We start from the raw sequence: 22,928 nt of genomic DNA, 5'->3' as shown, positions 1-22,928 counted from the left end.
TACAATGCACATTTTGTTTTGCTTTTGTAAAGTTTGTATCCCAGGGATTTCCTGCAGACAAAAAAGGCATGCGATTCTCATCGCACGCCTTCTTTCCAATACCGATTATCTGAATTCGGCTACAAGCTTCTCGAATTCGGCTTCGGTAATTTTGAGATTTTGCTTCGCCAGCGCTTCCGGCTTGAAGCCCGGAACGAGCTGCTCGTAGCTTTGCTTTTCTTTGTTTTGGTAGATGATCCCGGTCAGCATACCGTTCGTTTCCATAATTTTCGTCATCGCCATAACCCGGTCGCTCGGGTTGTAGTCCGGGAACTCGTCGAGATCGACGATGTTTTCCTTGAACCACTCGTACGTATTCGTCTTATTGAACGTTACGCACGGGCTGAAAATGTTGATGAACGAGAAGCCTTGATGCTTCATGCCTTCTTCGATAACCATCGTCAATTGCTTCAGGTTGCTCGAGAACGATTGGGCTACGAACGTAGCGCCGGCAGCCAGTGCCATTTCGAGCGGAGCCAGCTCGGTCTCGATCGATCCTTGCGGCGTATATTTCGCGTTGATGAACCCTTTCGCGCTGCGCGGGGAGTTTTGCCCTTTCGTCAGCCCGTAAATTTGGTTGTCCATCACGATATAAGACATGTCGATGTTGCGGCGGATCGCATGCATCGTATGGCCGAGACCGATGGCGAATCCGTCCCCGTCGCCGCCGGATGCGACTACGGTAAGCTCGCGGTTAGCCATTTTCAATCCTTGGGCAATCGGCAGCGAACGGCCGTGAATGCCGTGGAAGCCATAGCAGTTAATATAACCGGAGATACGGCCGGAACAGCCGATACCGGAAACGATAGCCAAGTTTTCAGGCTCCAAACCGACGTTGGCGGCTGCTCTTTGGATAGCAGCTTGTACGGCGAAGTCGCCGCAGCCCGGGCACCAGTTCGGCTTTACATTATTTCTGAAATCCTTTAATGTAGCCATCTTATTTCAGCCCCTTGCAGTGAGAGTATACTTCAGAAGGCAGGAACGGCGTGCCGTCATATTTCAGCATGCTGGAAACTTTGTCGTGTCCGACATGCAGCTTGATTTGATCGGCCAATTGTGCCGTAGCGTTATTTTCGACGACGAGCACTTTTTTCGCTTTGGCGATTTGAGCTGCGACTTCGTCGGCCGGGAACGGATGGATCAGCCGTACCGTTACATGGTTCGTCGTGATGCCGTCCTTCTCGAGACGCGTTCTCGCTTCGTCGATCGTTCCGCCGGTCGAACCCATGCCGATGATCAGAACGTCCGCATTGTCATGCGGTGCATCCGTCACGATCGCGTTAGGCAGCTTCAAGCTTTTCTGCTTGGCCAGACGCTTATCCATCATTTTTTGACGGTTGATCGGACTTTCGGACGGACGTCCGGTCTCGTCGTGCTCTACGCCGGTTACGTGATGAAGGCCGCCCAGCTCGCCCGGCAGGACGCGCGGGGAAATGCCGTCTTCCGTAAATTCGTAACGCTTGAACAGCTTGCCGTCTTCAAGCTTCTCCGTACCTGTTACGAGGTTGCCGCGGTCGATTACGATTTTGTTGTAATCGAGAAGCTCGGACGACTGCTTGCCGAGCGACAACTGCAGGTCGGTCATAAGAATTACCGGGCATTGGAATTTCTCCGCCAGGTTGAACGCTTCGATCGTGTCGTAGAAGCAGTCTTCCACGGTACTTGGCGCGAGTACGATTTTCGGGATTTCCCCGTGCGTTCCGTACACCATGGCGTTCAAGTCGCTTTGCTCCTGCTTCGTAGGAAGCCCCGTGCTCGGTCCGCCGCGCTGCGTATTGACGATAACGACAGGCGTTTCCGTCATACCCGCGAGACCGATCGCTTCCATCATGAGAGACAAGCCGGGACCCGCCGACGCGGTAAGAGCGCGCACGCCGCCGTAGTTGGCGCCGATCGCCATCGTCACGGCCGCGATTTCGTCCTCGGTTTGGATAACCGTACCGCCGAATTTCGGCAGTCGCTTGATCAAATATTCCATAATCTCGGAAGCAGGCGTAATCGGATACGCCGGCATGAACCGGCAGCCGGCTGCAACTGCGCCGAGTCCGATCGCGTCGTTCCCGATGATGAACAGCTTTTGCTTTCCGTCGGCCTCAGCAAGCTTGAACTCTTCCAAAGGACCGCCTGCGAGCTCGATGACGTAGTCCGCCGCGCGTTTGACCGCTTCGACGTTTTTCTCGACGACAGCAGGACCTTTGCGTCCGAATTCTTCTTCCACCGCTTTGTTGAACACTTCGAGCGGCAATCCGAGGAGCGCCCAGGATGCGCCGGAAGCGGCCATATTTTTAAACAGCGCCGTTCCCAAATCTTCCGCGATCGCCGTAATCGGAACCGGGAACAAACGTGCATCTATTCCTTCGGGTAAGGTCGGATTAAATTTCGCATCCGCTACGACAACTCCGCCTGGGCGAAGCTCGTGTGCGTTCAAATCGATTGTTTCCTGGTCGAAAGCGACCAAAATGTCCAGGTCGTCGGATATCGCTCTCTTCGGCTTCGTGCTGATACGGATTTTATTATTCGTATGTCCTCCCTTGATCCGGGAAGAAAAGTGTCTATAGCCGTACAGATAGTAGCCAAGACGATTTAGGGCGGTAGAGAAAATGCGGTCCGTACTTTCGACACCTTCCCCTTGCTGCCCTCCGACTTTCCATGACAATTGCTCGATCACAACGTCCACTCCTTTGAACTGTGTCCTGACATTTTGAACGTTACAGAAAGTGTTGCATTCTTTAAAGCATGAAAGCGTTTTGCATCTCCACAGCAAAAAAAACTCCCGCAACCAAATGGGCCCCGCGAAGCAAGATGGAATAGTCTCCGAACCTACTGTTCACTTTGTCGGGTCAAGCTGCGGCGCTCCTCTCTGAAAAGAGCGGTCTTTGTTTGCGAATGCGCATTGACCTACATAATTCCTTATCATTCCCTACGATTTTATGCTTTCGGACATGAAAAAGCAAGCGAATTCATAACTTTTAAACATAGTTATTTTAGATCGAACCGTTCTCGAAAATAGATTGATTTTTCTTCTAGCATTCTGATTTCGGTAGCTGTGTCACAAAAAATTCATACCAGTTCCGAACACATATTCGCTCGACCTGTTCGTTCGAAAATCTTTTGGCCAAAGCTTCGCCCAGCCGTGCATAGCCTGACGGGTCCTCCAAGCCTTTGACCTTCTTGCTTATCCCGTCGAAATCCGATCCCAGCGCAACCGATCGCTCGCCGCCCCATTCGCATACCGTATCGATATGACGGATGACATGATCGATCGTCGCTTCGGTCTCCGTGCTTACGAACGGCGGAAAAAAATTGATGCCGATCACTCCTCCCCGTTCGCTGATGCGTTCGATTTGGCGCTTGTTCAGATTGCGGGGATGCCCGCACAGCTCGAGCACATTGGAGTGGGAGGCGATATACGGCCGGCTGCTGAGCTCATCCAGCTCCCAGAAGCTTCGTTCGGCCAAATGGGATATATCCATTATCATTCCCAAATTATTGCATTCTTTAACAAGCTGTCTTCCTTTTAATGTAAGACCGCCCTTTCTCGGCTCCGCTACGCCGTCCGCAGCCCAGTTGGCATAATTCCATGTTATGCCGAGACAACGAACCCCGAGCTGAAACAGTGTCCGCAAATGATCCATGCTCCCGTTCAGCGCATCGGCCCCTTCTACGGTCAGCAGCGCGCACTGCTGTCCGTTGTCCGTTCCGGAGCTCAAGTCCTCCGCCGTCCTGATGGCTTTCATTCCCGCCTGTCCGACGATCCGGTCCCAGAACAGCTCGACGCCTGTCAGCAAATGCTTCATTCCGGGATCGTTCACGGGTTCCGGAATCCATACCGCAAAGCATTGCATCGCGACTCCGGCTTGACGAAGCTTCGGCAGCGTAACGTCGAGCCCGGAATCGTCCAGGCTGAAATCAAGCGCAGGGTTCATCATCAGCTTGCTTAGAACGTCGCAATGCGCATCTATTATCCCTTTCATCGTCGCAGCTCCCCTTTTTATCCGCTGTCATGGACCGCACCTATATTTCTGCAGGCACAGCAAAAAAGCTCCATTCAGGAGCTTTCATCCGATCGGTAATCGTGGAAATCGATCCGCCCATTATCGAGGTTCTACAATCAGTTTGATGGCAGTCCGGTCTTCACCGTCAATGACGATATCGGTAAAAGCCGGAATGCAAATCAAATCGACGCCGCTGGGTGCTACGAATCCTCGTGCGATCGCTACTGCTTTAATTGCTTGATTGAGTGCACCTGCGCCGATGGCTTGCAGCTCGGCCGCCCCGCGTTCGCGCAAAACGCCGGCCAATGCACCAGCTACGGAGTTTGGATTGGACTTTGCTGAAACTTTTAATACTTCCATGGCAAGACCTCCTCGGGAATGTTGGATGAATTCCACTACTACACTATTCGTGCAAGTCTTGAATAATTCCTTCTTCCCGCTTGCCGTTCGGTCGATTATTTTCGAAAGTTTCAGTCAATTCTTGCAATTTGGCGCGATTTATTCGAAAACGGCTTCCGTCTCGAACCTGCGAATGAGCTCCACTTTCTTGGCCAGCCCCGTGTCGTTGTCAAGCTCGATCACAACCGCATGAAACTGCCATTTCCCTTCATCCGCCGTGAAGCGGACAGGCAGCTGCGTCTTGAATTTCTGCAGCACGGCATCGCGTTCCATGCCGAGTACGCCATCCCTTGCCCCGGTCATGCCGACGTCCGTAACATATCCGGTCCCTCGCGGCAGCACCCGTTCGTCATGCGTCTGTACGTGCGTATGGGTTCCTACGACGGCGGATGCTCTTCCGTCGAGATGCCAGCCCATGGCGATTTTCTCGGAGGTCGCTTCGGCGTGGAAATCGACGAAAATGAATTTATGCTTTTTTTTGAGCTTGTCCAAAATTGCGTCTATCGTTTGAAACGGGCAATCGAGCGGCGGCAGGAACGTGCGACCCATCACATTGACGATCGCAAGCTCCTTGCCCGAGGCATTTCGCAGTACGGTATACCCGTTGCCCGGCGTTCCGGGCGGGTAGTTCGCCGGTCTGATCATCCGCTCGTCGTCGTCGATGAAATTGAAAATATCTTTATTGTCCCACGTGTGGTTGCCCATCGTAATGCCGTGTATCCCTTGGTCGTACAATTCTTTGGCGATCTGGGCCGTTATGCCGCGTCCGCCGGCCGCGTTCTCGCCGTTTGCCACAATGAAGGCGGGATCATATTTTCTTTTGAGCTCTGGCAATAACGCTTTAACGGCTCTCCGACCGGAGCCTCCGACTATATCGCCGATAAACAGGATGCGTATGGAACTCTCCTCCTCAAGTAACCGCTTAGGCGCGATCAAAAAAATGGCTGATCCCATTTGAACGAAATTTCGCGTCGCTACGCTACAATTGACAATCAAATTGGTCTATTTTTTTTTGATCGCGCCTTGTTGAAAAGCAAGCGAGAAGTGGCCGGTTAGCCACTTCTCGCATCATTCGTGATCGTTATACCCATTCTTACTTCGCGTACTCGACCGCTCGGGTTTCGCGGATGACGGTTACCTTGATGTGCCCCGGGTAATCGAGCTCGCTTTCGATCTTCTTCGTAATGTCGCGCGCCAGTCGGAACGCTTCCGTATCATCGATTTTCTCCGGCTGCACCATAACCCGGACTTCGCGTCCGGCCTGGATTGCATAAGATTTCTCGACGCCTTCGAACGATTCCGTGATTTCTTCCAGCTTCTCGAGACGTTTGATGTACGTTTCTAGCGTCTCGCGCCGCGCTCCGGGCCGTGCGGCAGACAAGGCGTCCGCTGCGCCGACCAGCATGGCGATGACCGACGTTGCTTCGCAATCGCCGTGATGGGACGCGATGCTGTTTACGACGACCGGATGTTCCTTGTATTTCTTGCCGATCTCGACGCCGATCTCGACATGGGAGCCTTCGACTTCATGGTCGAGCGCTTTGCCGATATCGTGAAGCAGTCCGGCACGTTTCGCAAGCGTAACGTCTTCTCCGAGCTCTCCGGCCATCAGGCCGGCCAAGTAAGCGACTTCCATCGAATGCTTCAGTACGTTCTGCCCATAGCTCGTACGGAACTTCAAGCGGCCCAAAATTTTGATAAGGTCCGGATGCAGCCCGTGCACGCCGGTCTCGAACGTAGCTTGCTCCCCGTATTCGCGGATTCGTTCGTCCACTTCCTTGCGCGATTTCTCGACCATTTCTTCGATGCGGGCCGGGTGAATCCGGCCGTCCGCAACGAGCTTCTCGAGCGAAGTGCGGGCAATTTCCCTGCGGATCGGGTCGAACCCGGACAGGATGACCGCCTCCGGCGTATCGTCAATAATGAGGTCGATGCCGGTCAACGTCTCGAGCGCGCGAATGTTGCGGCCTTCGCGTCCGATGATGCGGCCTTTCATTTCTTCGTTAGGCAAGGCGACGACGGAAACGGTCGTTTCCGCGACATGGTCCGCCGCGCAGCGCTGGATCGCCAGCGTAATCACTTCGCGAGCCCGCTTCTCTGCTTCTTCCTTCGCCTGGTTCTCGATATCCTTGATCAATTGAGCCGTCTCGTAACGGACTTCCTGCTCGACGGAGGACAAAATGATATGCTTCGCTTCATCCATCGTCAATCCAGAAATGCGTTCCAGCTCGGCGACTTGACTTCGGTACAACTGATCGATTTGCGCTTGCGTTTCGTCGATTCGTTTCTCTTTGTTGGCGATCTGTTCTTCTTTACGCTCCAGAGATTCCAGCTTTTTATCCAGCGTTTCCTCTTTTTGCAACAATCGTCTTTCTTGCCGTTGAGTTTCATTCCGACGTTCACGAATGTCTTTTTCAGCTTCGGCGCGAAGTTTATGAATTTCGTCCTTCGCTTCCAGCACCGCCTCTTTTTTCTGAGCGTCGGCTTCTTTCTTCGCCGCTTCGATCAGCTGACGGGCCGCTTCTTCGGCGCTGGAAATTTTCGCCTCGGCGAGGGACTTGCGGATAAAATAACCAATCCCAAAGCATATTGCGCCAACAACGAGAACGATCACGATCCAGATGAAAGTCTGCATCTTGTTCACCTCCTCGTTGAAGCCTCCAAGGGGTTAGCTTGGGATATTCGGTTTTTTATTCCGGTTTTGTTTCCATTTTAAATCAAAGTTCCGGTTGTACGGGCCGGATTAGAACGCATTCACGCGGATTTCAGCCGATTGCCGCGGTGAAAACTGCAAGAAGAAAAAAAGGTGCGAAATCCGGCGAAAACGGAATGTACACACCCATTTTATCGTTTGCAAAAGTGGCTTGTCAAGCAACAAGAAAGCGCTTCGTCTGCCAATTACGAAGTGAGCCGGTCAATGACCATGGCTGCGGCTCCGACGGCCAGCGCATCGTCCGAAAGCTTGCCCCGCGTAAAGGTGACCGGGTAAGCCGGATAATACAGCGTATTTTTCAAAGCGGTCTGCGTGCTGATCTGATAAAACAGCTCGTTGGTCGTAATAAGCGGTCCGCCCAAAATCACTTTCTCCGGATGCAAAATATTTAATAAATTGGACAATCCGATTCCGAAATAAGTGGCCGCCTGGGTAAACAGCTCGGTCACGAGACGGTCGTCCGCCGACAAAGCCTTCAGCAAATGCGGAAAGCCGACGTGGTCGGGGTTATCCACCCATTCCGTCAGCACGCTTCTTCTGCCCTGCTTCAACCGGACCGCCGCCTGCTTCTCTAGCACCGGAATCGAAACGAACGATTCCAAACAGCCGAACACGTGCGGACGCTCGGGATGAGGCGGACCGTCGGTTTGGATGATCATATGTCCCACGGAACCTTCCATATCGACCGCACCGTACACGAGCTGCCCGTTGGACATCATCGCCGAACGCAAACCGACACCCGCCCTCACGTACAGCAGATGCCTGTACTGCTGCGATCCTGCCCAATATTCGGCCAGCAGCGCCGTATTCGCCCCGTTATCGAGCAGGACGGATACACCAAGCTCGCGTTCGAGCCTCGGTCCGATCTGCACCTGGTTCCAGCCTTCAGCAGGAAAATATAAGGGGTTGAGCATAATTCCTTTCGTACGGTCTACCGGACCGACGGCTCCGATCCCCATCCCGAGCAGCTTGTCCGGATCGATCGAATGTTTGGCCAACATCTTGCGCGTCGCTCGGACAACCTCTTGCAGCAGCAAATCCGGGGTCATCCGTTCCGTCATTTGCCAGGAGGCGGAATCGATTTTTTCCAGCTGCAGGTCGCATAATACTAAACGGGTTGTCGAACGTGACACATCGAGACCTAATACGAAGCCGCGGTCCTGCTTCAACCGGTATAGGAGCGGTCTTCGGCCGCCGGACGATTCGCCGAGTCCGCTTTCTTCGATCCAGCCTGTAGAGGTCAGCTCCTCCAGCATTCGCGTCAGCGTGCTTGATGTCAAACCGCTCAAATCGAGCAGGTCGAATTTCGAAACGATACCCCTTTTTCGGATTTCGGCCAATATTTGCTTCGCCTTCCGGTTCGGGATCCATTCTTCCAAATTAGGCATACAAGGCTACACCCACCAGACCGGAAACCGCAATCACCGCCAAAGGATGAACGCGATAGCGCATCAGGGCGATCAAGGCACCGGCGAATATGGCGATGAAGCATACCGTTTTCCAATCGATCGCAAAAGCCGTGCCGCCTGTCAGCAGCAGCCGGTAGGCCGCATAAAAAATCAAAGCGGCAACGATCGGCCGCAGGCCGTAAAAAGCCGACTCCACCAACGGGTGGTGCTGAAACTTGGCAAACAGCATGCCCGCAACGATGACGAGCAATAGCGACGGCAGCGTCATTCCGATCGCGGAAACGGCCGCGCCGGGCCAGCCGTACGAATGGTACCCGACCATGACGGCGGTATTCGTGGCAATCGGACCGGGCGATGCTCCCGCTACTGCAATCATATCAGAAAACGTTTCCCCGTTCATCCATCCGCGTGAAATTGCTTCGTGCTCGATGACCGGTACCATCGAATAGCCGCCGCCGACCGATACGAAGCCGATCAGCATGAATGTGACGAACATTTCCCATAGCATTCCATATGCACCCCCTGCCGTTGACACCTGCTATGACCGGCTGTCCGGATATTCCGAAAGTCAAATCCCGTCTCCGATAAAATAATCCGGGTCCGTGTAACGTATTACCGGCGCCGTCTCGACACCGCGTTTATGCTTCCAGCCCCCGATCGCTATACCTGCAGTCGCGCCGATTACGATAATCATAATAGGCGATAACGACGTTTGCAGCAAAAGAAAAGCCGCTATCAAAGCAACCGCGATTGTCGCTTTATCGACGATAGCCGTCCGTGCCATCCGGTAACCCGCGAACACGATCATGGCGATAACGGCCGGCTTCATCCCTTGCAGAGCGGCGGCGACTTTGACATTATCCTGGTACGCAAGCAGCAGCGCGGCCAGCGCGATCACGATCAGAAACGTCGGCAGCATCATGCCCAGCACGGCCGTAACCGCGCCGGCTACTCCGGCCACCCTATAGCCTACGAACGAGGCCGCGTTAAGAGCGACCGCCCCCGGAATCGTCTGCGACACCGCCAAGACGTCGGCGACATCCTCCTGTCTGATCCAGCGCCGTTTATGGACCGCCTCCCGCTCCAGCACCGGTATCATCGCATATCCGCCGCCGAACGTGATGGGAGCTATTCGGCAAAATGTCCAAAAAATCGGCAAAAGCCGTTTCAGCCGCGTTCTCATGTCCGTCATCCCCATTCTGTCCTCTCCATCGATATCTCTATTATAAACGACTTTATTTCATTTTGGAATAAAGATATTGGCCTTTTTCGTAAATAATAGGATTGACAAGCGATATTTATGGATATATCGAATGAACGAGTTGAGTCTTTATTCCAAAATGGTTTTTAATCATATCATTCATATCAATTAACTTGGATAAAAGGAGGGTGGTACTCCTTTAATCAAGAACGGATTGGAGTTCCATAGCGGAACACCCCCAGAAGCGAAGATCTGCTACGTAGATTATTCCTATTACTTCTGGGGGAGCCCCCGTTATCCACAGAAATTAGCTTCGCATGATTTCCTATACGACAAAAAGCCGGGACAAGGTCCCGGCTTCCAGAGTGAGTCTATGCATTGCGCTCCGAAAGCTAACGGATGATCGCCAATTCGTCCATCACTTTAGCCGTACGAAGAGCCGATTGTCCCGTGCTGGGGCAAGCCCCCTTACCAAGCAGCTCGTTCACGATCGTCTGAATAAGCGGCTGCTGAATATGTTGGGGCTGCTCCAACGAATAGTCCCCGATCCCGTCGGCCGTTGTCAGCCGGATCGGCTCGCTTCCGAAGGTGGAGAAGGTGAGCTTCCCGCGCGATCCGACTATTTCGTTTATTTCACCGCCCTGGTATGCGGTAAAGCACCATATTGCGGTTCCCTGAACTCCGGATTCGAACGTATAAGTGCCGCTGACGATATCCTCCGCCGGGTATGCTTTTCCCTGATTGGACGCCCTGCCCGAGGCGTCGCGGATCGGTCCGAGCAGAAAGTCGAGCAAGTCGAGCGTATGGCTCGCCAAATCGAAGAAATGGCCGCCGCCCGACAACTCCGGGATAACCCTCCATGGCAAATTGGCCGGATCTTCCGTCAGCTTCTTCGTATGTACGGTCGTGACGAACCGGATATCCCCGATCGCTCCCATCTCCATCAGCTGCTTTACTTTCAAAAATCGCGGAAGCGCTCTTCTGTAATAAGCAACGAAAAGCGGCACTCCGGCGGCCCGGCAAGCTTCGATCATCTCGCCGCATTCGCCGGCATGAAGCGCCATCGGCTTTTCGACATAGACGGGCTTGCCCGCTTTGGCCGCGGCCAGCGTGTACTCTTTGTGAGTTGACGGGGGCGTGGCGACATAAATGGCGTTCACATCCGGATCCCCGATTAGCGCATCGGCATCGTCGTACCATTTCGGCACTTGGTGCCGGCGGGCGTAATCCGCCGCCAATTCCCCGTTGCGCCGCATGACGGCGACCAGCTCCGAGCCGTCAGCCAGCTGGAAGCCCGGTCCGCTCTTGACTTCCGTTACGTTGCCGCAGCCGATAATTCCCCATTTGATCGTATTCATCGTACCGAATCCCCCGTTCGCCCGATAAAATTACAAATACCGTTCTTGCAGCTTCCGGTATACATCATTATGCTTCCGGCCAGTCCCACATGTCCGATTCATCGCTTGCGTCCGCTTCTTCCCGGAACGTTTCCGCAGCTTTCCGTACCGCGTTGCTGACGATTTGTGCGGAATACCCTCTTCGTATCAAAAAAGCGGCCGTCTTCCGTTTTTTATCCAGGGCGCCGCCTGACGTCAGCTTCCACTTTTTTACCGCAAGCTCGAAGGCGAGACGCTGTTCCTCGTCGACCGGAACCTGGTTCAGCGTCTGCTGGATCGTTGCCAGAGCGACGCCCTTAAGCTGAAGCTCCTGCTTGATCAGACGGCGGCCTTTTTTCTGCGAATAAATTCTTTGCTCCGTCCACTGCGCGGCGAAGTCGGCGTCGTTCAAAAAGTTCTGCTCCTTCAGACGCAGCACGATCCGGTCGATCAACGGCGGCAAATATTGCTTCCGCTTCAAATATTGCCGAATTTCTTTCTCCGACCGGGGACGGCGGCCGACCTGCTTGAGCGCATCGGACCAAGCCCTCTGCTGCTCTTCATCCTCCAATACGAGCCGGAGCTTGTCGGGCTCCGCGCGTTCCCCTTTCAGCAGCCGGTGCTTGATCAGCACATCCTCATGAACGGTAAGCACATACTGCCCATCGATAAAAATGAGGTAACGGCTCGCCGTCTTCGGATGCCGTTCTACGGCGGTGATGATCGAATCGGGTGCGTCCATAATGCCTCCTGCAGCGAAGTTAACGTTCCTGTAACTTATCTTGCAACGCTCAAAAACCGAAAACGCACCTTAAATATCGCAAAGGTGCGCAGTCGATTTCCGTTCGCTTAGTTGTTGTTATTCAAATGCCGCCAATTCTTCTTCATCCTCATCGTCATCCGATACGGCCATAGGAACGGCGCCTTGCGTCATATTGCTCGCTTCGCGAATCTTCTTCTCGATAACGGACGCGACTTGAGGATTATCTTTCAAAAATTGTTTCGCGTTTTCCCGACCTTGTCCGAGTCGATCGCCATCGTACGAATACCAAGCGCCGCTTTTGTTGACGATATCCATTTCCGTGCCGATGTCGATGATGCTGCCTTCGCGGGAAATGCCTTCCCCGTACATAATGTCCAGCTCGGCCTGCTTGAACGGCGGCGCCACTTTGTTCTTGACGACTTTGATCCGGGTCCGGTTGCCGACCATGTCATTGCCTTGCTTGATCGTCTCTACGCGGCGTACGTCCAGCCGAATGGTGGAATAGAACTTGAGTGCGCGCCCGCCTGGAGTCGTTTCGGGATTGCCGAACATGACTCCTACTTTCTCGCGCAATTGGTTGATGAAGATGGCAATGACCTTCGACTTGTTGATCGCGCCCGACAGCTTCCGCAGCGCCTGCGACATGAGGCGAGCCTGCAGCCCGACGTGGGAATCGCCCATCTCTCCTTCGATTTCCGCTTTCGGTACGAGTGCCGCTACCGAGTCTATAACAATGATGTCGACCGCTCCGCTGCGAACGAGCGCTTCGGCGATTTCCAACGCTTGTTCGCCGGTATCCGGCTGCGACAAAAGCAATTCGTCGATGTTGATGCCCAGCTTGCTGGCATATAGCGGGTCCAGCGCATGCTCGGCGTCGATAAAGGCGGCTTGTCCGCCGGTACGTTGCACCTCGGCAATCGCATGCAGCGCCACTGTCGTTTTACCGGACGATTCGGGGCCGTACACTTCGATAATTCTGCCCCGCGGGAATCCACCTATTCCGAGCGCGAGATCAAGCGCAAGCGCTCCGGTAGAGACGGTTTCCACTTGCATGTGAGCGGATTCGCCCAGTTTCATAATCGATCCTTTGCCAAATTGCTTCTCGATTTGACGAAGGGCCACTTCTAACGCAGCACGGCGATCTGACAACATACTCACTTCCTTTATCGTTTCTATATTGTTATGATACATCGTTTTCCGCCGTTTGCCAAGTGTTTTTTCGAACATACATTCGCATTCACTTGAGGGAAGCATGCGCATGCGCCAACGGCAAAGAAGAAGCACCGCTACAAAAGGCATTGCCGGCCTGTTGTAACGGTGCTTCCGTTTCGATATTTCCAGTATAAGCCATATACGCGTGCACGGCAACAAATTTTTACCGCTCTTTCAACCGCAGCCACAACAAGTAGAACGCTTGCTTGGCCGCCTTCAGCCGGATCGAGCCCCGGTTGCCCGAGAGCTGGAGCCGTACCGCCTCGGGAGGACGTCCGCGTTCCGCGACGCCGATATATACTAGGCCGACCGGCTTGCCTTCCGACTCGGCCGGACCGGCGACACCGGTAACGGACAGCGCGTAATCGGACGCCGTTCTCTCCAGCACGCGTTCGGCCAGCAGCGCGGCCGTCTCGGCGCTGACCGCGCCGGGTGCGCCGTCGCCCTCCAGCACGTCCGCAGGAACGCCCAGCAGCTCCCTCTTCGCATCGTTCGTATAGCAGACGATTCCGCCGCGATATACCGCCGAGCTGCCCGGAATCGCCGTAATCATTTCACTTATCATACCGCCGGTGCAGCTTTCCGCGAGCGCCGCCGTTTTGCCCGCCCTGCCGAGCATCGCCACAATCTCTTGCTCGATCGGAACGTCTTGGTCGGCATAAATATATTCGCCGACCCTGCTTCGTATTTCCGACTCGGTCTCGGCAAGCTTCCGCTCCGCCAGCTCGATCGAGCCCGCGCGGGTCGTCAGCCGGATGCTTACTTCCCCTTCCTTGGCATAAGGGGCGATCGTCGGGTCGTCCTGGCCTTCGATCAGATCGATAAGCCGATGCTCCAAGCTCGATTCGCCGATTCCGGCGAACTTGAGCATCTTCGAGTAAAGGGGAGCCGCATCGTCTCCCATGACCGAGCGGATCCACGGGATGGCGCGGCTGTCGAACATCGGCTTCATTTCCTTTGGCGGCCCCGGCAGCAATACATAGTGAGTCCCGTCCTTCGAAAGGGCGACGCCGACGGCAAGTCCGTTATCGTTGTCGAGAGGCGTGCATCCTTCCAGAACGTTCGCTTGTCTTTCGTTGCTCTGCACCATTTCAAGTCCGCGCGATTGGAAGACGGAGACGATTTTGTCCATCGAAGGACCGTGAATCGACATCGGCAGGCCGAGAAGCTCCGATAAAGCGTCTTTCGTCAAGTCGTCCTGCGTCGGTCCGAGCCCTCCGGTGACGATCACGACGTCGGCCCGCGAGGCGGCCAAGCGGAATGCTTCCCCGATTCGTTCCCGGTTGTCCCCGACGACGGTTTGGTAATAAACGTTAAGCCCAATACCCGCGCAGCCTTGCGCGATGTATTGGGCGTTGGTGTTCACGATTTGACCGAGCAGCAGCTCGGTGCCGACGGCAATAATTTCCGCTCTCATGCTTATGCTACCTCCGCGTAACCGGTACGGGAAAGCCCGCCCGGTATCCGTCAATTGTCAAACTGAATGACATGCCAGTTTTTCGCAAAATAGTCGATGCCCGAATAGATCGTAATAATCGCGGCGATCCAGCTGGCGATCAGATCGAACGGGATATCGAGAAAAGCAAACGGGAAGTTGTTGATAAGCAATGCGATAATAGCCGTAATTTGCGCAGCCGTCTTCCATTTTCCGAGCTTGCTCGCCGCGATGACGATCCCTTCCGCCGCGCAAATCGAACGCAGCCCGGTTACGGCGAACTCCCGGCTAATGATGACTACGGCAATCCAGGCATCCAGCTTGCCCATATCAACGAGCGAGACGAGCACGGCCGTTACGAGCAGCTTGTCCGCGAGCGGATCGAGCAGCTTGCCCAGATTCGTTATCAGCTTACGCTTGCGCGCTATGTAGCCGTCTAGGCTGTCCGTGCTCGCCGCGATGATGAAAATAAGTACCGCAATAATCTGGTTGTACGTAATGCTGAACTGCTCGATCTTGATTGGAGGAAGATCGAGCTTGACCAGCAGAAAAAACATGATGATGGGCACGAGAAAAATTCTCGCCAGCGTGATCCGGTTGGCCAGATTCATGCAATTCCCTCCCCGGACAGGTCGAATTCGAAGGAATGCGTGATGCGTACTTTCTGCATTTCGCCGATGCCCGCCGTGCAGCGGGTCACAAATACTTCGCCGTCGACATCCGGGGCGTCGAACTCGGAACGGCCGACATAAACATCGTTTCGCCCGTCGTACCGTTCGATTAATACGTTCAATTCTTGACCGATGCGTTTGCCGTTCTCTTCGCGGGAAATTTCCCTTTGAATTTCCATAAGCGTAGTGGCCCGGAATTCTTTGACTTCATCCGGCACTTGATCCGGAAGCCGCGATGCCGGTGTATCATCTTCTTTCGAATAAGCGAATACGCCCAGCCGGTCAAATCGCATCTCCTTGACGAATTCGCACAAATTGGCGAAATCCTGCTCCGTCTCACCCGGAAAGCCGACGATCAGAGACGTCCGCAGCGCAACGTCCGGAATGCGGGAACGAATTTTATGAACAAGCTCCCTCGTATCCCGCTGACGGCCGGGACGGCGCATCCGCTTCAGAATGATGTCCTCGCTATGCTGCAGCGGCATATCGATATATTTGCAAACCTTCGGATTGCTTGCAATCGTTTCGATCAGCTCGTCCGTGAAAAAACCGGGGTAGGCGTAATGCAGTCTCACCCATTCGATTCCGGGCACTTCCGTAATCTTGTTCAACAAAGTCGGCAACATAAAGCCCTCGTACAGATCCGTCCCGTAGTTGGTGGAATCCTGTGCGATCAGACTGATTTCGCGGACGCCTTGCGCGGCCAGCTGTGTCGCTTCGGCAACGATCGATTCGATCGAGCGGCTGCGGAATTTGCCGCGCATAATCGGAATGCTGCAGAACGTGCAGGCGTTGTCGCACCCTTCGGCTATTTTGACATAGGCAGTATAGCGCGGAGTCGTCATCCGGCGCGGCAGCTGCTTCTCGTAATTGAATGCCGGATTGCCGACAAGGATCGGTTTTCTCCCCGCCAGCGCTTCGTCGATAATGTCGTTGATTTTATCAAAGTCTCCGGTGCCGACGATTCCGTCGATTTCCGGCATTTCGTTCATCAGCTCTTTTTTGTACCGCTGCGTCAGGCAGCCGGAAACGATAAGCGCCTTCAAATTCGCCGTTTCCTTCAGATCGGCCAAATCCAATATCGTGTTGACCGACTCTTCCTTGGCCGCGTCGATGAAGCCGCACGTATTGACGATGATGACGGTCGCTTCCTCTTTGTCATCTACCAGCGAGTATCCGCGCTCGTGAATCAACCCGGACATGATTTCCGAATCGACCAAATTTTTCTCGCAGCCGAGCGTGACCACTTTTACTTTTTCTGTCATGAATGCTTATCCCCCAAACCCGTATCCTAACCTGTTTATCCACACAAGTATAATATAATCGGCTTTGGAGTGTCAAAATTGCAAATTCGGCCCGGGACACGAACCTGTTACCGGAAATTGACGAACTGCAGATCAAGCGGAATATTCGCCTGCCTGAGCAGGTGGATCGCCTGCTGAAGATCGTCTTTGCTTTTGCCGGTCACCCGGATTTGGTCTCCCTGGATTTGGCTTTTGATTTTCAGCTTCGAATCGCGGATGATGACGTTGATTTTTTTGGCGTTTTCCTGGTCGATCCCCTGCTTCAAACCGATGCGCTGACGTACCGTCGACGAGGCGGCCGGCTCGACTTTGCCGTAGTCCAAATTTTTCAGCGCGATGCCCCGTTTGGACATTTTCGACTGCAGCACGTCGATTACGCTTTTCAGCTTGTACTCGTCATCCGAAACGATGACAAGCTCGTTTTTTTCAAGCGTAATGCTGCTTTTCGAGCCTTTGAAATCGAACCGGCTGTCGATTTCCTTCACCGCCTGCTGAACGGCGTTATTCAATTCCTGCATGTCGATCGCGGACACAATATCGAACGAACTTTCCGAACTCATCTGTATATCCCGCCTTCCTATATTTTTCCTTTCTTATTATAACAATCGGCATTAACGAAAAAAAGACATCCGCTACTATGCAGATGTCCGTTATATCGATTTTTGCAAATCGATCTGGATGCGCTTGACGTCTTTTTTCGTTCCGAGGGAGATCGGGATGCCGTTTACGACAATCTCGGCTGCTGGGGGAAACCCGACCGTCATATAGACGCTCGAATCGGATGTCCAATCGCGTACATCGCCCTTTTTGTACAGCTTCTCTTCGATCACCTGGCGCTCCTGCTTGCGGTTTTCCGTCGGCGGAATGATTTTGTCGATACGCAGCCAGCATTCCTCTCCGCCTATTTTTAACTGCACGCTGAGCTTGTCGGCGTTCGTGGCCACATAATAATCGACGTTGTTCTCCGTGCGGGCGAGCGTCACGACCGGGATCGGAGCCGGCGGAGGCGCTACGGCCTGTCCTGTCGGAGGCGTAACGGCCTGTCCCCCCGGCGGCTGTTTGCCCGCATCCGTTTTGTTGCCGGAGGCGGATTCTCCGGTAGCCGTTCCGCCGGCCGCATTCGGATCCGGAAATTTATCGGTTATTTTATCGCTCGGGTTTACTTCTTTGCCTTCGCTTCCGCCGTACGAGTTACCGATGAAGTAGTAGAGGACGCCCAGTATGAGCAGGACGAACGACAGCATTAAAATAGTCGACGCCCATTTGCTCAGTTTTTCCGTACTGCGCGTATCGTTCCGCTTCCGCCGCCGGATCGGCTCCGCCACCGCTTCGACAGACGGTGCCGGAATCGCTTTTCCATACAACCCCAGAACTTCATTCGGATCCAGCCCCACGGATTCCGAATAGCTTTTTATAAAGGCGCGCACATAGAAGCTTCCGGGCAATATTTTATATTCGCCTTCTTCAATCGCTTCCAAATATCGTTTTCGTATTTTCGTCATTTCTTCGAGCTGGTCCATCGATATTCCTTTTTCCAGACGCGCTTTTTTAAGCAGCTGCCCCAAATCCGACACTGTTCAATCACCTCCCGGTAGCGTTGCGCAGCAATCCGAACGGCTTAAAATTTATCGCCGTCGAAATTGGTGAATGTCTCGTATGTAATTTCTTCGTCAGGCGTATTGCGAAGCTCGATGATTACGTTAAACGTATCGTAAGTATATTCGGATTCGCGAATAAAAATATCCGGATGCTCGATTACTTTTGTCGACGGCATAGCCATAATTTCGCGCAGCAGCATATGATGCTTCTCGTTCGAGCGCATAGTCGATACGATTCCGTCGATAATAAACACGTTGTTCGGACTCATCTCATCCTCGGACATTTGACTCCGTACCGTTTGTCTGAGCAGGGTGGACGATACGAATGTCCAACGCTTCTGGGCGCATACGCTTCCGGCGATTATCGATTCGGTTTTGCCTACGCGCGGCATGCCGCGCAAGCCTATGACCTGATTGCCCTCCATCTTGCATATTTCGCCCAGAAAATCAACGAGCAGTCCCAGCTCGTCGCGGGTAAACCGGAACGTTTTGCGGTCGTCGGAGTCGCGTTCGATGTAGCGGCCGTGCCGTACGGCCAAAATATCGACAAGTCTCGGTGCGCGAAGAGCCGATACAGTAATATTATCCACTTTTTTCAGCATCTTACCCATCAATTCTATTTTTTCGTCGTCGTTCGTCTGCAGCAGCATACCGCGCGTACGGTCCTCGACGCCGTTGATGGTCAATATATTGATTTCAAGCATCCCCATAAGAGACGCGATATCACCCAGAAGTCCCGGACGGTTCTTATGTATTTTGTATTCCATGTACCATTGCTTCGTTTCCATTAATCTCACCTTTCCCCAGTTGGCCCTATAACGAATAATTCTACAATATTCGCTATTATCCTCCTTGCTTCGCCCAAAAAGTTGCTCCACGTCGCAAAAGCCCCCTGCTTGAGGAGGCTCCTGAGAAAAACGCATCTGCGGATACGGTTATCGTCAGTCCGTACTTGTCGATTCTTTATTTAGTGCTGACGAGCTTGATCATGCAGCGGGCGATCGTTTGTTTTTCATGTTCGTCCGCCACGTCCCAAAGCTCCTTCAGTACGCGCTCTTCCTTGTTTTCCGGATCGACTTTATCGGCCAAATATTCGCCGACATTCGCAGCGAGCTTGGCAATCGTTTCGTCGCTCATGCCGACTTTATGAGCTTGCTCCACACGCTCGGACAAAAATTGCTTCCAACGCTCGAAACTTTTCAATACAGTTGCCATTAGAGGTTCCTCCTTGTCGATATAGGGTTACAACAATTTTAGGATGTGCGGATTGATGACCCTATATTCGGAGGAACGTCTCCAAGTTCAGGAAGCAGACTAGGTCTGGATTTCACACTCATTTACGTGAAAACCAGACTATGTCTGGATCTCACACTCATTTACGTGAAAACCAGACTATGTCTGGATTTCACACTCATTTACGTGAAAACCGGACTATGTATGCCAACCGCCGTTCGGACTTATGATTTGTCCGGTAATGTAACCCGACTCCGGCAGCGCGATAAAATAAACGAGCGAGGCGATCTCATCGGGATGGGCAAACCGGCCTGCGGGAATATCGTTCTGCAGCGCTTCCTTCTCCGCCGAGTTCAGATTGGCGTTCATGGACGTCTCGACGACTCCGGGCGCGACGGCGTTCACGGTAACGCCCGAAGGCGCCAGCTCCTTGGCCAGCGCTTTCGTAAAGGCGTTGACCCCGCCCTTGGCGGTCGAATAGACGACCTCGCAGGATGCTCCGGAAAGTCCCCATACGGACGATACATTAATGATCCGCCCGTATTTTTGCCGTACCATGTTGTCCATGAACAGCTGCGTGCACAGAAACATTCCTTTGAGGTTAACGTCCATGACGCGCGCCCACTCTTCTTCGGTTACGTCCTGCAGCAGCCCATAGTGCGCTACGCCCGCATTGTTGACGACGATATCCGGCATCATGCCGTGCTTCTCCATCTTTTCCTTCATCCGCAGCAGCTGTTCCCTGGACGTAACATCCGCCGTCACCGTTAACACTTGGGCTCCGTAATTCAAGCACGTCCGCGCCGTTTCGTTTGCCGATTCGTGGGAATTCAAGTAATGGATGACGACCTTCATCCCGACGGAGGCGAAACGCCGGGCGATAGCGGCTCCGATTCCCCGGCTCGCCCCGGTGACGAGCACGGTCGTATCGGCAAAAGACTTCATCATCCTTGCGGGCTCCGCACGATCGATATGGCGAAACGGCCGAAATCGGCATGCTCGTTCAGCCGGCGGTTGGCATCCTCCAGCGTGACGGACTCATAGGCGCTCAGAACGTCGAACAAGCTCGTTTCCTTGAATTCGTATTTGGTAAATTCGTTCGCCATCGCCTCCGGCGAATTCATCATCCGCATGAAGCCTCCGATCTTCTTCCGCTTGCTGCGCTCGAACGATTCGGCTTCGATTCCTTCCGTCTTCGCCCGCTCAAGCCCGGCTTTGACCCGCTGCACGAGCTCGTCGGGATTTTTCGTTTCCCCGCCGATAACCGAGAACGCGTAATTCGAGTTGGAATTGTATTCATGGCCGAATTGATCGGAGATCAGCCCGTCGTCGTACATTTCCTGATAAAGCTTGGAGCTTGGGCTGAGCAACGCGTCCAGCACGAGCTTCGTCGTCATTTCCCGCTTGAGCGCTTCGCTGCCCGGAACCGGCCGCACCGGATCTTTAAAGCCGAACAAGCATTTCGGAAGCGATACGGGAAGCTCGATCAGCTTAAGCTCCTCGCGCACCTGTTCCGGCTCCTGCTCGAAAAACCGGCGGATTTCGCCTTGGGAAGGAAACGTTTTGGCCGCTTGATTGTCTCTGACGAGCCGCATCACATCCTCCGGATTGACGCCGCCCACGACGAACAGGCTCATATTGCTCGGATGGTAAAACGTATGGTAGCATTCGTACAGCGTATCCTTCGTTATTTGCGCGATGGAGTCGATCGTTCCGGCAATGTCGATGCTGACGGGATGCTTTTGGTACAAAGCCTCGATCAACCCGAAGTAAGAGCGCCAGTCCGGATTGTCCCGGTACATGTTGATCTCCTGGCCGATGATCCCTTTTTCTTTCTCGACATTCTGGTCCGTAAAGTACGGATTTTGAACGAAATTGATCAAAGTCGTCAAATTTTCGTTTACCTGCTCCGTTGCCGAGAACAAATAGACGGTTCGGTCAAAGCTCGTAAACGCGTTGGCGGAGGCGCCTTGCGACGCGAAGGTGGCGAAGATGTCGCCTGTCGGCTCCTCGAACATTTTATGCTCGAGGAAATGGGCGATTCCGTCCGGTACTGTCGTCTCCGGCTTACCTTCCACCCGGAAATGATTGTCGATCGAGCCGTACCGGGTCGAGAAGGTCGCATAAATTTTATGAAACCCGGGCTTCGGGAGGATGTACACTTTAAGTCCGTTCGGCAGCTGTTCGTAATAAAGCGTTTCTTTCAATCGGGTAAACGGTATCGTTTGCATGCGTCACTCCCCCTTCCGGTCCCGCAAGAAATAGACGGTGTCCAGCTTCACGCGTTCGGCCACTTTGCGGATCGCCTCGACGTCGACCTTCGCTACCTGATCGATCAATTCCGATGCGGTGCGGGTTTTGCCCGACAGCTGGTTGTTGAAATCGAGCGATATCGTCTCGAAGGCGGAATCTTGGCTTTCCCGCAGCTGATTGGCGATCATGGCGCGAGTTTGCGACATTTCCAGATCGCTGATCCGGCCTTCGGCCATATGTCCGATTTGCTGCTTGATAATGTCTACGGCTTTCTCGTAGTTGGCGAATTCGATGCCCGATTGAATCGTCAAAATGCCTTTATGTCCATCCAAACGGGACGAAGCGTAATAAGCCAAGCTTTCTTTCTCCCGGACGTTCAAAAACAGCTTGGAGTGCGGGTATCCGCCCAATATGCCGTTATACATCAGCATAGCCGGATAATCGTCGTCGGCATAAGTAACATAAGTGCGCAGACCCATATTGAGCTTGCCTTGGGTTACGTCCAACCGCTCCACGACCGTGTTGACTTGTTCGACTTCACGGTGCTCCGGCTTGCGGTCATAGGCTGCGGAACTCGAACGGTTCCAGCGGAATGCGGATTCCAGCATTGGCTTCACCTGATCAAGCGTCGTATTGCCGGCGACATATACATCGATCGGCGAGCTTGCCAGCCATTGCTCGTAAGAGGCATACAGCGACTGGGGCGTAATAGCGGCCAAATCTTCCGTTTTGCCGAGCGGATGAAGCCGGAAAGGCTCGTTTTTGCACATTTCCTCGATGCACCGTTCGCCGGCATAACGAATTTTATCGTTCACGATCGCCGCCAGACGTTTGCGGAGCGTTTCCTTCTCCGCTTCGACGTATTTGGCCCGGAATACACCGTTGTCGCGCACCGGATCGGTTATCGCCTCTCCCACGAATTGCAAAGCCTGCTCCAGCATGGACGCTTGATCCGACACGAAGTCGTCGTGAATCATATCCATGCGGAACTGCACGATCTGATAATCTCCCCGTTTGTAAACGTCGAAGCCGAAGCCGGCTCCGTACAAGTCGTCCTGACGTTCGCGGAACTGCTTCGTTTCGGGCAGCTTGGTTGTCCCTCTGCGCAGGACGAAAGGCGCCAACGCCACCTGCGTTACGGTCGATTCCGTCAAGGGAGTGCCTATGTATACCGAGATGGCGTACGTCTTAAATTGATCCGTAGGCAAGACGTGAAGCCTAACGTTGCCGATCGTGGCTCGTTCGAACTTGGACTTCGTTACCGGCAATATGCTCCCCTCCTCGATTAATGGTTGACGTGCTTCTACTGCCATTGTATCGACCTCAT

Annotated in this window: 22 protein-coding genes; all 22 read right to left on the bottom strand. The window is 53.7% G+C overall.

The window, feature by feature from the left end:
* Window positions 1-105: 105 nt before the first annotated feature.
* Window positions 106-975 (bottom strand): 2-oxoacid:ferredoxin oxidoreductase subunit beta, encoded by an 870-nt coding sequence (locus tag FE783_RS04000; protein WP_138878034.1) that lies wholly within the window; start codon window positions 973-975, stop codon window positions 106-108.
* 1 nt (window position 976) lies between these two features.
* On the bottom strand, window positions 977-2,707 hold the full coding sequence (locus tag FE783_RS03995) for a 2-oxoacid:acceptor oxidoreductase subunit alpha (RefSeq protein WP_138878033.1): 1,731 nt from the start codon (window positions 2,705-2,707) through the stop codon (window positions 977-979).
* Window positions 2,708-3,062: 355 nt separating this feature from the next.
* Window positions 3,063-4,013, bottom strand: coding sequence for a dipeptidase (locus tag FE783_RS03990; protein ID WP_138878032.1), 951 nt, complete (start codon window positions 4,011-4,013; stop codon window positions 3,063-3,065).
* Between the two features lie 120 nt (window positions 4,014-4,133).
* Window positions 4,134-4,394, bottom strand: a complete 261-nt coding sequence (locus FE783_RS03985) for a stage V sporulation protein S (protein WP_006286829.1) — start codon at window positions 4,392-4,394, stop codon at window positions 4,134-4,136.
* A 138-nt stretch (window positions 4,395-4,532) separates the two neighbouring features.
* Complete coding sequence (locus FE783_RS03980; protein WP_158301636.1) at window positions 4,533-5,330, bottom strand: TIGR00282 family metallophosphoesterase; 798 nt, start codon at window positions 5,328-5,330, stop codon at window positions 4,533-4,535.
* A 196-nt stretch (window positions 5,331-5,526) separates the two neighbouring features.
* Entirely contained in the window at window positions 5,527-7,068 is a 1,542-nt protein-coding gene (gene rny / locus FE783_RS03975) for a ribonuclease Y (protein WP_138878030.1), read from the bottom strand.
* Window positions 7,069-7,331: 263 nt separating this feature from the next.
* Window positions 7,332-8,534, bottom strand: a complete 1,203-nt coding sequence (locus FE783_RS03970) for an ROK family transcriptional regulator (protein WP_138878029.1) — start codon at window positions 8,532-8,534, stop codon at window positions 7,332-7,334.
* Entirely contained in the window at window positions 8,527-9,063 is a 537-nt protein-coding gene (locus FE783_RS03965) for a chromate transporter (RefSeq protein ID WP_138878028.1), read from the bottom strand. The genes FE783_RS03970 and FE783_RS03965 overlap by 8 nt, the downstream gene beginning before the upstream one ends.
* Window positions 9,064-9,123: 60 nt before the next feature.
* The gene (locus tag FE783_RS03960) at window positions 9,124-9,753 is read right to left on the bottom strand and encodes a chromate transporter (RefSeq protein ID WP_238402845.1); all 630 of its coding nucleotides are present in this window, start codon (window positions 9,751-9,753) and stop codon (window positions 9,124-9,126) included.
* Window positions 9,754-10,148: 395 nt separating this feature from the next.
* The gene (locus tag FE783_RS03955; protein WP_138878027.1) at window positions 10,149-11,114 is read right to left on the bottom strand and encodes a Gfo/Idh/MocA family protein; all 966 of its coding nucleotides are present in this window, start codon (window positions 11,112-11,114) and stop codon (window positions 10,149-10,151) included.
* A 67-nt stretch (window positions 11,115-11,181) separates the two neighbouring features.
* Window positions 11,182-11,874 (bottom strand): regulatory protein RecX, encoded by a 693-nt coding sequence (locus tag FE783_RS03950; RefSeq protein WP_138878026.1) that lies wholly within the window; start codon window positions 11,872-11,874, stop codon window positions 11,182-11,184.
* 117 nt (window positions 11,875-11,991) lie between these two features.
* Window positions 11,992-13,044 carry a recombinase RecA gene (gene recA / locus FE783_RS03945; protein WP_138878282.1) on the bottom strand — a complete coding sequence of 351 codons (1,053 nt, stop codon included), beginning with the start codon at window positions 13,042-13,044 and terminating at the stop codon, window positions 11,992-11,994.
* Between the two features lie 226 nt (window positions 13,045-13,270).
* Window positions 13,271-14,524, bottom strand: a complete 1,254-nt coding sequence (locus FE783_RS03940) for a competence/damage-inducible protein A (protein ID WP_138878025.1) — start codon at window positions 14,522-14,524, stop codon at window positions 13,271-13,273.
* Between the two features lie 50 nt (window positions 14,525-14,574).
* Window positions 14,575-15,153 (bottom strand): CDP-diacylglycerol--glycerol-3-phosphate 3-phosphatidyltransferase, encoded by a 579-nt coding sequence (pgsA, locus tag FE783_RS03935; RefSeq protein WP_138878024.1) that lies wholly within the window; start codon window positions 15,151-15,153, stop codon window positions 14,575-14,577.
* A complete protein-coding gene (rimO, locus tag FE783_RS03930) occupies window positions 15,150-16,478 on the bottom strand; it encodes a 30S ribosomal protein S12 methylthiotransferase RimO (protein WP_138878023.1) in 1,329 nt (442 codons plus the stop codon). The genes pgsA and rimO overlap by 4 nt, the downstream gene beginning before the upstream one ends.
* 107 nt (window positions 16,479-16,585) lie before the next feature.
* Window positions 16,586-17,077: a YajQ family cyclic di-GMP-binding protein gene (locus tag FE783_RS03925; protein WP_138878022.1), complete on the bottom strand. Its 492-nt coding sequence runs from the start codon at window positions 17,075-17,077 to the stop codon at window positions 16,586-16,588.
* A gap of 90 nt (window positions 17,078-17,167) precedes the next feature.
* A complete protein-coding gene (locus FE783_RS03920; RefSeq protein ID WP_238402843.1) occupies window positions 17,168-18,091 on the bottom strand; it encodes a helix-turn-helix domain-containing protein in 924 nt (307 codons plus the stop codon).
* A gap of 44 nt (window positions 18,092-18,135) precedes the next feature.
* A complete protein-coding gene (locus tag FE783_RS03915) occupies window positions 18,136-18,903 on the bottom strand; it encodes a DUF3388 domain-containing protein (protein ID WP_138878021.1) in 768 nt (255 codons plus the stop codon).
* Window positions 18,904-19,078: 175 nt separating this feature from the next.
* On the bottom strand, window positions 19,079-19,330 hold the full coding sequence (locus FE783_RS03910; protein ID WP_138878020.1) for a DUF3243 domain-containing protein: 252 nt from the start codon (window positions 19,328-19,330) through the stop codon (window positions 19,079-19,081).
* Between the two features lie 216 nt (window positions 19,331-19,546).
* Complete coding sequence (gene ymfI / locus FE783_RS03905) at window positions 19,547-20,293, bottom strand: elongation factor P 5-aminopentanone reductase (protein ID WP_138878280.1); 747 nt, start codon at window positions 20,291-20,293, stop codon at window positions 19,547-19,549.
* The gene (yfmH, locus tag FE783_RS03900) at window positions 20,293-21,579 is read right to left on the bottom strand and encodes an EF-P 5-aminopentanol modification-associated protein YfmH (RefSeq protein WP_138878019.1); all 1,287 of its coding nucleotides are present in this window, start codon (window positions 21,577-21,579) and stop codon (window positions 20,293-20,295) included. Before yfmH ends, ymfI begins: the two co-directional genes overlap by 1 nt.
* Window positions 21,580-21,582: 3 nt before the next feature.
* Window positions 21,583-22,914 carry an EF-P 5-aminopentanol modification-associated protein YfmF gene (yfmF, locus tag FE783_RS03895; RefSeq protein ID WP_138878018.1) on the bottom strand — a complete coding sequence of 444 codons (1,332 nt, stop codon included), beginning with the start codon at window positions 22,912-22,914 and terminating at the stop codon, window positions 21,583-21,585.
* Window positions 22,915-22,928 lie beyond the last annotated feature (14 nt).

It is taken from the genome of Paenibacillus mesophilus (assembly GCF_005938385.1).
Taxonomy (GTDB): Bacteria; Bacillota; Bacilli; order Paenibacillales; family NBRC-103111; genus Paenibacillus_AB; species Paenibacillus_AB mesophilus.
The sequence above is the reverse complement of the archived record's forward strand: the minus strand, read 5'-3'. Positions and strand labels throughout refer to the sequence as shown.

Coding starts and splice junctions, on each gene's coding strand:
- FE783_RS04000 (WP_138878034.1), bottom strand. CDS start 975: ATGGCTACATTAAAGGATTTCAGAAATAATGTAAAGCCGAACTGGTGC.
- FE783_RS03990 (WP_138878032.1), bottom strand. CDS start 4,013: ATGAAAGGGATAATAGATGCGCATTGCGACGTTCTAAGCAAGCTGATG.
- FE783_RS03985 (WP_006286829.1), bottom strand. CDS start 4,394: ATGGAAGTATTAAAAGTTTCAGCAAAGTCCAATCCAAACTCCGTAGCT.
- rny (WP_138878030.1), bottom strand. CDS start 7,068: ATGCAGACTTTCATCTGGATCGTGATCGTTCTCGTTGTTGGCGCAATA.
- FE783_RS03970 (WP_138878029.1), bottom strand. CDS start 8,534: ATGCCTAATTTGGAAGAATGGATCCCGAACCGGAAGGCGAAGCAAATA.
- FE783_RS03965 (WP_138878028.1), bottom strand. CDS start 9,063: ATGCTATGGGAAATGTTCGTCACATTCATGCTGATCGGCTTCGTATCG.
- FE783_RS03960 (WP_238402845.1), bottom strand. CDS start 9,753: ATGGGGATGACGGACATGAGAACGCGGCTGAAACGGCTTTTGCCGATT.
- FE783_RS03955 (WP_138878027.1), bottom strand. CDS start 11,114: ATGAATACGATCAAATGGGGAATTATCGGCTGCGGCAACGTAACGGAA.
- FE783_RS03950 (WP_138878026.1), bottom strand. CDS start 11,874: ATGGACGCACCCGATTCGATCATCACCGCCGTAGAACGGCATCCGAAG.
- FE783_RS03940 (WP_138878025.1), bottom strand. CDS start 14,524: ATGAGAGCGGAAATTATTGCCGTCGGCACCGAGCTGCTGCTCGGTCAA.
- pgsA (WP_138878024.1), bottom strand. CDS start 15,153: ATGAATCTGGCCAACCGGATCACGCTGGCGAGAATTTTTCTCGTGCCC.
- rimO (WP_138878023.1), bottom strand. CDS start 16,478: ATGACAGAAAAAGTAAAAGTGGTCACGCTCGGCTGCGAGAAAAATTTG.
- FE783_RS03925 (WP_138878022.1), bottom strand. CDS start 17,077: ATGAGTTCGGAAAGTTCGTTCGATATTGTGTCCGCGATCGACATGCAG.
- FE783_RS03915 (WP_138878021.1), bottom strand. CDS start 18,903: ATGGAAACGAAGCAATGGTACATGGAATACAAAATACATAAGAACCGT.
- FE783_RS03910 (WP_138878020.1), bottom strand. CDS start 19,330: ATGGCAACTGTATTGAAAAGTTTCGAGCGTTGGAAGCAATTTTTGTCC.
- ymfI (WP_138878280.1), bottom strand. CDS start 20,293: ATGAAGTCTTTTGCCGATACGACCGTGCTCGTCACCGGGGCGAGCCGG.
- yfmH (WP_138878019.1), bottom strand. CDS start 21,579: ATGCAAACGATACCGTTTACCCGATTGAAAGAAACGCTTTATTACGAA.
- yfmF (WP_138878018.1), bottom strand. CDS start 22,914: ATGGCAGTAGAAGCACGTCAACCATTAATCGAGGAGGGGAGCATATTG.